This window comes from Enterococcus sp. 7E2_DIV0204 (assembly GCF_002140855.1).
Classification (GTDB): Bacteria; Bacillota; Bacilli; order Lactobacillales; family Enterococcaceae; genus Enterococcus_L; species Enterococcus_L lemimoniae.
The window spans coordinates 2,335,551-2,347,236 of the sequence record NZ_NGKY01000001.1 but is presented as its reverse complement, the minus strand read 5'-3'; the positions used below and the strand labels follow the sequence as shown (position 1 = coordinate 2,347,236).

The window sequence follows — 11,686 nt, the reverse complement described above, 5'->3', positions numbered from 1 at the left end:
TCATATTTTCCTATTTTTCTGTCGGTGCTGAACGAGCCCATTATGCTTTTAAATTTATCTAGCTACGCGGGCTTACTCCTCGAAAAAAAGATAAAATCTGATTGTGGCAAAGAGCGCCACTTTCATATTTTCCTATTTTTCTGTCGGAGCAAAACGAGCCCGCTTCGCTTTTAATATTAGGAGGGAATCCATTGACCACTTTAGAAGATTTGTTAAAAATACCAAGATTTTCCGATCTAAAAATATTAACTAACCCTACAAATGCCAATACCATCGTTGAAAGTATTGAAATTTCTGAGACACCTGATGTGGCCAATTTTATTCCGAAGAAAATTTTTCTTTTAACGACTGCGATGGTTTACAAAAATAATCAAAAAGAGCTTTTTACTCTGATTGATTCTTTAAAAGAACAAGAAGCAGCTGGGATCGGTATCAAGGTTGGACGTTTTATTGAAACAATTGATCCTGCTATTATCGATTATGCTAATGAGATCAATTTCCCTGTTGTTCAAGTACCTAGCAATCAGCCTTTAGGGGCTTTGTTGCACCAATTGCTAAACTACTTGTGGGATACTAAAACAGAGCAGCTAAGTTATGCGTTAGATATTCAAAAGCGCTTTTCTGATTTGTTGATTCATGATGTAAGTATTGCTCGTTTTATCGCAGATTTTGGTAAAATGATCAATACACCTGTGATTTTATTAAGTCCTTATCGTAAAGTGATCGCTCATTCAAAACATTTTACTCAGACGTCAAAGCCTGCTGAATATTATGTTGAACAACTCGTTAGTAAATATGACAACTGGAATGAAGATAGTCATACCTCCTTTATGATCAAGGATCTAAATCAAGAACCATTGCAGATTGTCGGATTTTCAGTTACAGGGAATAGCTATTTTCCACATCACTTACTAATTTTAAATCCACAGCAAGTTCCTTATCCAATGTCGGAGTTTGCAGTTGAACAGGCCTGTTTAGTCTTGTCTTTTATGTTGTATAAGAATCAAAAAGTTCAGGAATCACTAGATTTTCTTAAGAGTGATTTTTTAGGTCAACTCGTTGAATACCAACAAACACCTCATCAGTCCAGACGTGATTGGCTCGATCTTGGTACCAATTATGGATTAAAGAAAAGTACACAGTATCAGGTTGTTTATTCTGCATGTAGTCAAACTACTGCTACTGCTACAAAGATCAAATACCAACAAGAAGAAAGTGATGTCGCCTTTCAATGGCTACAAGAAACATTACCACCAAGGATCAAACATGTCAGTATTTTTAAAGTGAAAAATACGAATCACTTAGCGATTTTAATTCAAAGCAGAGTAGAAGATCTAGAAAAAATCTTAACTGAACTATCGCTGGCGCTCTCTGAAAAGCTACCAATCACTTTGACCTTTGCTTTAGGTAATCTGTATGAAACAATCGAGCAAATCGCTAGTTCTTTTATTGAGGCTAAAACAGCTTATGAAGAAATGCTGACGATGACAGATGGCTCACTAACTCATCGTTACCATCCTAAAGGGATGAAGAGTTTATTTGAGAAAATGAGTCTTGAAGATATTCATTATTTCTGTGAAACAACTTTAAAAGAGCTTGCGTATCCAATTGAAGACTCTTTCATTGAGCTTCGAAAAACATTACAGTGCTATTTAAGTTTTCAATGTGAAATTTCAAAAACTGCTAAAGAGATGTATTTACACCGTAATACGATTAAATATAGAATCGATCATTGTGCAAAGTTACTTGGAAAAAGCATTCAAGACCCAAATAATAGTTTGAATTTACGTTTGGCTTTAGAATTATCCGAACGATCTAATCAACATCAATAAAAAAATAGAAGTTGAATGAGGAGGCTAGGACAGAAGCGTTTATCCATTCCTCTTTCAACTTCTATTTTGATTTTATCTAGCCTGTGATTCTTGTGCCAGCTCTCCCTAGTAAAGCTTGGTCAGCTTCTTCTAAAGAACAGATGATGGCAGTTTTACCTTGTGCAGCAAAACCAATTGCAGCTTCCATTTTTGGTCCCATACTTCCATCTGCAAAATGACCTTCATCCATATATTGTTGCGCTTGTTTTACAGAAATCGTTTCTAATTTTTCTTGATTCTCTTTGCCATAATTGATGTAGACATTACTTACGTCTGTCAACATCATAAAGACATTGGCATCGATTTGCTCAGCTAGTTTTTTACCTGTACGATCTTTATCGATAACAGCTTCGATTCCTTTTAACAAGCCATCTTGATCACGAACAACAGGAATCCCCCCGCCGCCGCCTGCAATAACAATCGTGTTGCGATTTAGTAAATTAACGATTGCATCTACACCATGGATAGCTTTTGGTTGTGGTGAAGGTACGACACGACGGTAACCACGACCAGCATCTTCCATCATCACCCAATTTTTCTCTTGCTCCATTTGTTTAGCTTCTTCTTCTGAATAAAAAATTCCGATCGGCTTGTTTGGATTTTGAAATGCTTCATCATCCGCTGACACTTCAGTCTGAGTTAATAATGTAATCACATTGCTCGTCAAACCTTTTGTTTCCAACGAATTTTTCAAACTTTGCTCTAACATATAACCAATAAAACCTTGTGACTCTGCATTACAAACATCTAAAGGAAATGGTGGAACCACGTCTTTGGCTTCTTCATTTTGTCTTAAAATATTCCCAACTTGTGGACCGTTACCATGTGTTAAAACGATTTCATAATCGATTTCTTCTATCTTTGCAACCAATTCAGCACTTACCTTAACATTATCTAGTTGTACCTCAAGTGTTGCTTCTTGGTTTGGTTTTAAAATTGCATTGCCTCCCAATGCGATTACGACACGATTTGCCATAAAAATCCTCCTTCATTTGCTCCTAAAAAATTTGATTGTAGTAATTAAGCCGGCCAGTAAATCAACACCTGATGTGTGACCTACGCTCATTATAGCTTCTGCGGCATGTGCTATTTCTTCTTCATTACTATTTGTTGTTAATGCCGTTACTAAATTCCGTACCGGTTCACTAAAACGGCCTGATAATGCGCACAACAAATAATGCTTGCTGATATCTGTTGTTAGAAACTGTTCTGTTAACAGTTCAGTAAGTAAATTTATTAATGTGGAATTTTCTTCTTTTAATAGAATTCTTGCAGCTAGATGACCGACGACCATATCATCACCAGATGGTGTCAACCCTGGACCTCTACCTATAAGAAAATCAAGACCTGATTCTTGCTGTGATTGCTCTTCTAAACATAAATACTGAATGGCTTCACTAAATAGATTTCCAACTTTTACAAAATTAGCCAATGTGTTTTGACTGCCAGTTTCTTTTGCTACTGTATTTGTATATGAAAGCAGTTTTTCTAAACTAATTGTCAACACTTCTTCAGTTCGCTCTATTTTAGACGAGTAGGGTTTCCCATGCATCAGAAATAGATGTTCGTTAGAAAAATGGAGACTATTTTGCTGCCAGATTATCTGTTCATTGATCTCAACCGTTTCTAGTAAATTGGTAAAATCAGTTGCATCTAAATAAATTCCATTCGGCATAAAAGGATAGTTAGTGGTCGTGATGACCACTAACTGTTGTTTCCTCTCATCTTGAAGATTGAAACTACTTTTATATTTGCTGTGAACGTGCCATTTTTGTACCCCAATGTCATTGGTTAACAGATTTTCATCGATAAAACGAGCATTAACAAACAATGTCTTCACCTTTTATTCTGTAAAACCTAATTTTTTTGCATAAGCTAAAACAGCTTTTTCAAAACAATCGATTGGCGGTGTTACTGTTCCTGCACCAATCTGACCTAAACCAGCTTTTTTATTCGCAATTCCTGTATTGATAACTGGAAGAATTCCTGTTTCAACAACTTTTCTAGCGTCAATTCCAAGACAAATTCCTTTAAAGTCCCATGTCGGAACTGGGAAGTTTGGATTTGTATCAATACAAATCTCTGTCATTTCATTACTGGTATTCAATGCATCATAGAAGCCACCTGAACCCACAAAACGTGTTACAGCAGGTGCTGCGATCATTGCCATACCCCCAACACCAAATGTCTCTGTAATCGCACTGTCACCCATATCTGGTGCTGCATCTGCTTCACTGAAGCCAGAGAAATATAACCCTTGAGGCGTGTTAACAGGACCGGTAAACCATTCGTCACCCATACCTGCAATACGGATTCCAAATTCATGTCCATTTCTACACATAGCTGTAACGATCGTACCTTCTTGTATTTGTCTTGCCCCATCCATAACGGCTTTCGCTGAAGCCATCATAATATTTAAGAAAAATTGATCCGTGTCTGCTAAAAATTGAACCACTTCTTCACGTTTTGTTTGATCGATTTCAGTCAACCCAACAATGATCGGTGCCATTTCTTTCAAAAATGCTAATGATGCTGCAATATTACGTTGGTGAAATTCATCCCCCATAGCAATTGCTTTAGCAACCAACACATTGATGTTCAAGCCGTCTTCTTTTGTTTTTAAAGCTGCACTTAAAACCGGTGCCAACGTGTCTCTCATCCATCTTAAACGAGTGATTACTTCATCAGAATAAGCACCAAAACGTAATACCGCACCGATTCCTTCGTTCATTGTACAAAAAGCACGATTGCCATCTGTTTTATTTTCAACAACTAAAACTGCCATGTTAGCAGAAGTAATTCCGCCCATTGGTCCAACCGCATTCACATGATGACATGGAATTAATCTTACTTCACCAGATTCTAGCATTTTTCTAGCTTCTTCTTCGGTTTCACACCATTCTTCAAATAATGCTGCTCCGACACAAGCGCCTTGAATTGGGTCAACCATTTTATCGTAAGTGATTGGAGGTCCTGCATGAAGTAGGACTTTCCCTTCATTTAATTCTTGGATTACTGATTTTGCTGGAACTACATCTAATAAGAAAGGTGAACCAGCAACGATTTTTGCTGCTACTGCTTGGTTTGCTTCATCGATTGTTTTGTATACCATGTTTGTCATCCCTTCTTATTTACCTAATTCTACTTTATTTAAAAACTGTAGTGCTTTTTGCAAGGTGATATTTCCACCTGCAACTGGTTGCCAGTCATACTGAACGACTTTACCACCATGATTGATGATGGCCTCTGAGAAACTACGTAAACCAACGTTGATAAAGCCTTGATTTGTCAACAACGCTAACATTGCTTCTGTTGGCTCAATCGCAACTGGCGTTACTGCTGGTGCTGCTTCGATTGCTTTATCCGTTTGAGCTAATGGATGATCTAGGATCGCTAAAGCTAAACGAACTGCTTGTGCATTACTGTCACAAAGAATTACGCCAGCATCTTTCATTATTGTTTCTTGCTCATGAATATTTTGAGGATCTTCGTCCGTTCCTACAATCGTACTGATCACAAATAATTCTCTGCCTTCAGCTTTTGCATTTGCTTTGATTTCTTTGATGGTTGGTGCTAATTCTTGTGCCATATTAGCATGAGAACCGTAACCTAATACGACATCTAATAAAATTATCGCTGTTTCAGGATCTTTTCCAGCTTCTTCTAACATTTCTTTACGTTTTGATGGATCGATCATTGGATGAGGTTTACCTTGCGTATAAACGTCATCTCCTAAGTCAATGATCTCATGTCCTTGATTTTTTAAGATAAAGCCTTCTGGTGCATGTTCGTCACCTGTCAAAGCAAGACCTTCTTTAATCAGCATTGCCGCTTCATAAGCAAGAGTTCCGCCGGAGTATAAGCCTTTAACATATTTTTGTTCAGGTTTGAAAGAATGAGCAGGAACTGTTAATGTTTCTTTCACAGCTTTAACATTTTCTTTATTCAATAATTGAACAGCCGTTTGAGCTGCTTCTTCTAAAGTATAAGCACGATATAGATTTTCTTCATGAGACGTTGGTTTTTCGCCTAGGAAAATCGTTACAGCTGGTTTTGAGATGCTTCTTAAAAGATTTAAGACTTCATCACGAACTTCTGGTGCAGGTGGTTTTGAGATTACAACAACCACTTCTGTGTTGGGGTCTTTTTCTAATGTCATGATACTATCTTTTAAAGTGATTCCGCCAATTTCAGCTTTTAAATCACGTCCGCCAGTTCCAATCGCGTTCGTTACACCGCCACCTAATTTGTGGATGATCGTTGTTACTTCTTGAATACCTGTACCGGAAGCTCCAACAACGCCGATTTTACCTTTACGAACAGCATTTGTGAATGCCACAGGAATCCCATTGATAATGCCCGTTCCGCAGTCTGGTCCCATTAATAGCAAACCTGCATCATGTGCTTTTTCTTTTAAGCGTTTTTCATCTTCAATCGCAACATTATCGCTAAAACAGAAGACATGTTTGCCTTCATCTAAAGCTTTTTCAATTTCAAGTGCTGCATGGGTACCAGGAATAGAGAAAACAACTACGCCAGCATCTTTACCAAGCTCAAAGGCTTTATCCCACGTTTTTACGACTTCTTCACCTGATATGTCGCCGCCACCTTTTGTCTGTTCCTCTAAAAATACATCGATTTCCTTTAAAACTTGATTGATCAATGAATTATCTTCAATGTCTAACACGATTACCATGTCATTGGAAGAAGCTTTTTCTAATTCATCGGTGTATAAACCACCCGTTTTGAAAATATCTTTGTTAGCAGGTGTTCCCATCATAACAGAAACATTATGAACGCCATCGATTGTATTTAATTTGTTGGTTAATAACATCAAGACGATTGAATCTTGATAGCTATTTGCTTTAATAATTGTGTGCAGCATTGAAATTCCTCCATTTATTTAAAAGTGTAGTGGGCTCGCCATGTCTCGACTGAAAAATAGGGAAAATTGACAGTGATGTATTTTGTCACATTCAATTTTCATCTTTTTTTCCGAGAGACTAGCCCGCAAAGCTAGATATTTTGCTTTGCAAAATTTATTCCGCAAACTTATTTTTGTGATCATAACGATCATAATGAATATCATCGCTGATCAAATATTCGTAAATATCATCTACGATTTCAATTCCATTTTCTTCATAATTTTTTTCACGGGCACGTCCTCGTTCCCCGGGATAGTTCACTTCTGTAAAACCAGGACTTGGACTGATTTCTTTTAATTCATCCAACATTGTTGAAATATTCTTTTTAAAGACGTCTAAACCAATGAAGAAATCTGGATTGATCACAATGTGAAGCTGACCTAATTCGCGGCCTTTAGATAAATCATGATACATGGAAGAAACGTGTTTGCCAAATGGCACGCCTAGCAAAATACCAGATAAGATATCGACCATCATCATCAAACCATAGCCCTTAGGTCCAGCAATCGGCAACAATGCATTGACTGCTGTAGAATCGGTTGTCGGGTTCCCTTTGGCATCTACTGCCCAAGAATCTGGTATAGCTTCTTTTTTGGAACGAGCATGTAGGATTTTCCCCCATGCTTGAACGGTTGTTGCCATATCAAATGTAATCACACGATCGTCATTACTAGGTGCAGCAAAGGCAATTGGATTCGTCCCAAAGTAAGGTTCACTTCCTCCAAATGGTACAACCATTGGATCAGATTGGCAAACAGAGAGGGCTACCATATCTTGTTCTGCAGCTCTTTCCACATAATAAGCAAGCGCTCCACTATGAGAGATATTGCGGACTCCAACAACAGCTACACCATTTTTCTTCGCCATTTCGATTGCGAGATCCATAGCTTTTTCTGCTGCAACAAAACCAGAACCATTATCGCCTTCAAACATACCACAACTTGGAGCTGTTTGTTTAAAAGAAAAAGTAGGATCGTTGGTGATACCACCTTTGGCAATTCGTTCCGAATAATATTCCACGCGCATCGCACCGTGAGAATGAATTCCCCGTGCATCTGCAAATGTCAAAACATCACTTACGATTCCTGCATGTTCCTCTGACAAACCAGCTTTTTGTATTTTATTTTTGATTAGTTGATGTAAATCCGCTTTTTTTACTCTCATTTAAAACGCCTCCTTATTTTAAAGTGAAGCGGGCTCGTTCAGCTCTGACAGAAAAATAGGAAAATAAGTTTGTGACGCTTTCGGTCACAGACATATTTTATCTTTTTTCCGAAGAGCTAGCACGCGTAGCTAGATAACATACGGCAACAACGTTCCGCTTCGCTAATACTTATACAAACCAACAACATTTTTTATACTATATCTTAATTCCAAAACAATTCTATTTTTTTTCACCAAAAGCATTTGTATTTTCATAGCGATCATAGTGAAGTGTATCGCTCTTTAAATAATCATAAATATCTTTTACGATATCAATACCCTCAACCATTGATTTTTCATAGTTGATTTGATTGATTTCACCAGGATAATAGACTTGCTCAAATCCGTCTGCTGCTGGAATTTCATGTAATTCTTCCACCATACCGTTCACAGATTCTTTAAACATCTCTAAGTCAGTGAAACGTTTTGGATCGATCAGAATATACATTTGACCAACATTACGTCCTTTGCTGATATCGTCATACATTGAAGAAACGTGTTTACCAAATGGCAAGCCTAACAACATGCCAGATAAAATATCCACCATCATCATCAAACCATAGCCTTTTGGTCCAGCAATCGGTAATAGTCCGTTAACTTTATGAGGATCCGTTGTTGGTTTACCGTCTTTGTCAACAGCCCAAGTGTTCGGAATCTCTTTATTTTTAGAACGTGCATCTAAGACTTTACCCCACGCTTGAACAGTAGTTGCCATATCAAATACAACTGGCTCATGATCTTTTCTAGGTGCTGCAAAGGCAATTGGATTCGTCCCAAAATAATTTTCTTTTCCGCCAAATGGTACCACCATCGGATCTGATTGGCACATTGCGATTGCAATCAAATCTTGTTGTGCAGCTTTTTTCACATAATAAGATAACGCTCCACTATGGCTGATTTTAGAGATTCCAACAGCCGCTACTCCTGATTTTTTTGCCATATCAATAGCATAACCAAGACCAACATCTGCAACAAATTGGCCCGCACCGTTCTTACCGTGAACAATCCCAGAACTTGGCCCAGTCTCCTCAAATTCAATTACTGGATCAAGCGTCACGCCGCCTTTATCGATTTGTTCTGCATAATATTCTACCCTAACGGCTCCATGTGAGTGGATACCGCACGCATCTGCAAATACCAAATGTGTCGCCACTTCATCTGCATGTTCTGGCTTTAAACCAGCTGTCGTTAATTTTTTTTCGATCAAATCATGCAATTCTTCTGGTTTCACTACAACAGTTTCATTCATTCTTAAACTTCCTCTTCATCTAAATTAAATTTCTGGATCACGGTTGCAATCTTTTGAGTAAACATACATTAACGGCTCGTCACGTCCGACAGCATATGCTGCTTGTTGGACATATGAACTCATAAAAATGTAATCCCCTTTTTCAACAGGCATCCATTCGTTATCTAAGTTATACATTCCTTGTCCAGAAAGTAAGTAAGCTCCATGTTCTTGATAGTGTGTTTCGATATAACCATGACTTGCTCCTGGTTCAAATGAAAGAATGTGGAAGTTCATATCAAAACCTAAATCCTTAGGTAAAAAGTCCCATAAAAGAACATCTTTCATACCTTCATATTCGATTGGTTCCATATCATTTACATTACCAATTACTTTGTGAGCTTCATATCCTTCTAATGGTTGATAACGTTTTTTGTATAAGAAGATTTCCGTATCAGTTTCTTGACCATTTTCTAAATACATCAATGTACTAGCTGGTAAATAAGCATAGCCGCCTTTTGTTAATTTGTGTGTTTCAGTACCGTCATTTACGTTTAAAACCCCATCAATCACATAAACGATCGTTTCAACACCTTCACCACCAAAACCACGTTGATTTTTACCCTCTTTATGCATAGTAATGATATAATCGATAAAATTTGCACCTAATTGTTTTGACCCTAAAATGGAACAATCACAGTTTTCAAAACCTGGAATTACATTATTTACTAACCCATCGTGCGGGATTAAAGCGTAATTATTTTTTTTGATTACAGCTCTAGATGATAATAAACCATCAAGATAGCCTGTTTGATTGTTTTTATAACCCATTTTTATTTCTCCTACTTTCTTTTATTTATAAGCTAATTCATATAATGTGCTAGCTAGTACTTTTACCCCATTCACTAAATCATCAATATCTGTTGCTTCTGCTGGATTATGGCTAATACCATTAATACTTGGGACAAAAATCATTGCTGTTGGGAAGTTTGGCGCAATGATTTGAGAATCATGACCTGCTCCACTATGCATTACTTTGTATTTCATATTTTCAGCTTTAGCCGCTGTTTCGATCGCTGTTACGATTTCTTCATTCATTGGAACTGGCGCTTCATCCATCCATAAATCGATATCGATTTCTAAGCCATGTTCTGCTGCGATATCTCTCATCAATTGCTCGATTTCTTTTGTAAATGCATGTAACTCACCGCTGTCTGTATGACGGCAATCCATTGTAAATAGCACTTCTCCTGGAACAACGTTTACTGTATTTGGTTTAGGTTCAACTTTACCAAACGTTAATACTAGTGGATCGCCTACTTCTAACGCACGATCGATTGCTTGCGAACAAATTTTAGCAAATCCGTAAACCGCATCCTTACGGTAGCCCATTGGAGTTGTTCCAGCATGGTTTGCTTCGCCTTTCAATACAATTGTATAACGTCTTTGTCCTGCAATATTATTGACCACACCGATTTGCAATTGCTCTTTTTCAAGCACAGTCCCTTGCTCGATATGGATTTCTACAAATGCTTTGATGTCATCTCTAGCTGCTTTACTTTCGTCTCTAAAGTCAAAGCCATGGCGTCGCATTTCTTCGACAAATTTCAATCCTTCAAAGTCAGCGATTTCAAGAACATCTTCTTTCTTCGCTTCACCAACAAAGTTTTTACTACCCCAGAATACTGTAGGGAAACGGCTACCTTCTTCTTCGGCCATTGAAATAACTTCTAATGAACGTTTTGGTTTGCCGTGTGTTTCTAATAAATATTGGATCGCAACATACGCTGCAATGACCCCAAATTGACCATCTAAGTTCCCACCATTCACAACCGTATCGATATGAGAACCTGATAAGATGGTTTCTTCTGGATGTTCCGTTCCTTCTACTCTACCAAAGAGGTTACCGATCTCATCAAATGAAGCGGTCATACCAATTGCTTCTAATTTTTCTTTTACAGATTTTTGCGCTTCCAACCAAGAATCAGAATACAATAAACGTGTCATCCCACCGGTTGGGTCATTGCCAATACTAGATAAGTGATCGATATTTTCTTGTAAAACTTTTTTTAAATCCATTTGATACATCTCCCTCTTTTATTATCATAACCATTGTAAGCGGTTGCCCGTTTTCATACACTATCCACATTTCACAAATTAACTACTATCTTTGTGCGCATTAAACATAAAGACTGAGGCTATTTGGGTTAAAATAGAAATAAGTTAGTGAAATTATTTAAATTTATAGGCTGATTACTCTGAAAAATGATAAAATGCAGATGGTGTAAAAAACATCTCGATCATTTTTTCTATTTTCCTGTCAGAGTTGGACGAGCCTACTACGCTTTTATTGTTATCTAGCTACGCGAGCTAACTCTTCGGGAAAAAGATAAAAATAGTTTGTGGCGAAAAGCACCACAATCGATTTTTTCTATTTTCCTGTCAGAGCTGGACGAGCC

The 11,686-nt window shown here is 37.6% G+C and carries 9 protein-coding genes; 1 reads left to right on the top strand and 8 read right to left on the bottom strand.

The features are described 5' to 3' along the window. Positions 1-191: 191 nt before the first annotated feature. Positions 192-1,832 (top strand): PucR family transcriptional regulator, encoded by a 1,641-nt coding sequence (locus tag A5819_RS10960; RefSeq protein WP_086278829.1) that lies wholly within the window; start codon positions 192-194, stop codon positions 1,830-1,832. Between the two features lie 76 nt (positions 1,833-1,908). Here A5819_RS10960 and arcC read toward each other — a convergent pair whose 3' ends face one another. The 8 genes from arcC to allC all read right to left on the bottom strand — a co-directional run bounded on the left by arcC (position 1,909) and on the right by allC (position 11,306). Then, on the bottom strand, positions 1,909-2,847 hold the full coding sequence (arcC, locus tag A5819_RS10955; protein ID WP_086278828.1) for a carbamate kinase: 939 nt from the start codon (positions 2,845-2,847) through the stop codon (positions 1,909-1,911). A gap of 12 nt (positions 2,848-2,859) precedes the next feature. Next, positions 2,860-3,711, bottom strand: coding sequence for a DUF2877 domain-containing protein (locus tag A5819_RS10950; RefSeq protein WP_254907257.1), 852 nt, complete (start codon positions 3,709-3,711; stop codon positions 2,860-2,862). Positions 3,712-3,714: 3 nt separating this feature from the next. Then, positions 3,715-4,983, bottom strand: coding sequence for a DUF1116 domain-containing protein (locus tag A5819_RS10945; RefSeq protein ID WP_086278826.1), 1,269 nt, complete (start codon positions 4,981-4,983; stop codon positions 3,715-3,717). 15 nt (positions 4,984-4,998) lie between these two features. Beyond that, entirely contained in the window at positions 4,999-6,756 is a 1,758-nt protein-coding gene (gene fdrA / locus A5819_RS10940; protein WP_086278825.1) for an acyl-CoA synthetase FdrA, read from the bottom strand. Between the two features lie 154 nt (positions 6,757-6,910). Next, positions 6,911-7,960, bottom strand: a complete 1,050-nt coding sequence (gene allD, locus A5819_RS10935; RefSeq protein ID WP_086278824.1) for an ureidoglycolate dehydrogenase — start codon at positions 7,958-7,960, stop codon at positions 6,911-6,913. 220 nt (positions 7,961-8,180) lie between these two features. After that, a complete protein-coding gene (gene allD / locus A5819_RS10930; protein ID WP_086278823.1) occupies positions 8,181-9,248 on the bottom strand; it encodes an ureidoglycolate dehydrogenase in 1,068 nt (355 codons plus the stop codon). Positions 9,249-9,272: 24 nt separating this feature from the next. Further along, positions 9,273-10,058, bottom strand: coding sequence for a (S)-ureidoglycine aminohydrolase (allE, locus tag A5819_RS10925; RefSeq protein WP_086278822.1), 786 nt, complete (start codon positions 10,056-10,058; stop codon positions 9,273-9,275). Between the two features lie 21 nt (positions 10,059-10,079). Continuing rightward, a complete protein-coding gene (allC, locus tag A5819_RS10920; RefSeq protein WP_086278821.1) occupies positions 10,080-11,306 on the bottom strand; it encodes an allantoate deiminase in 1,227 nt (408 codons plus the stop codon). Between the last annotated feature and the right edge of the window lie 380 nt (positions 11,307-11,686).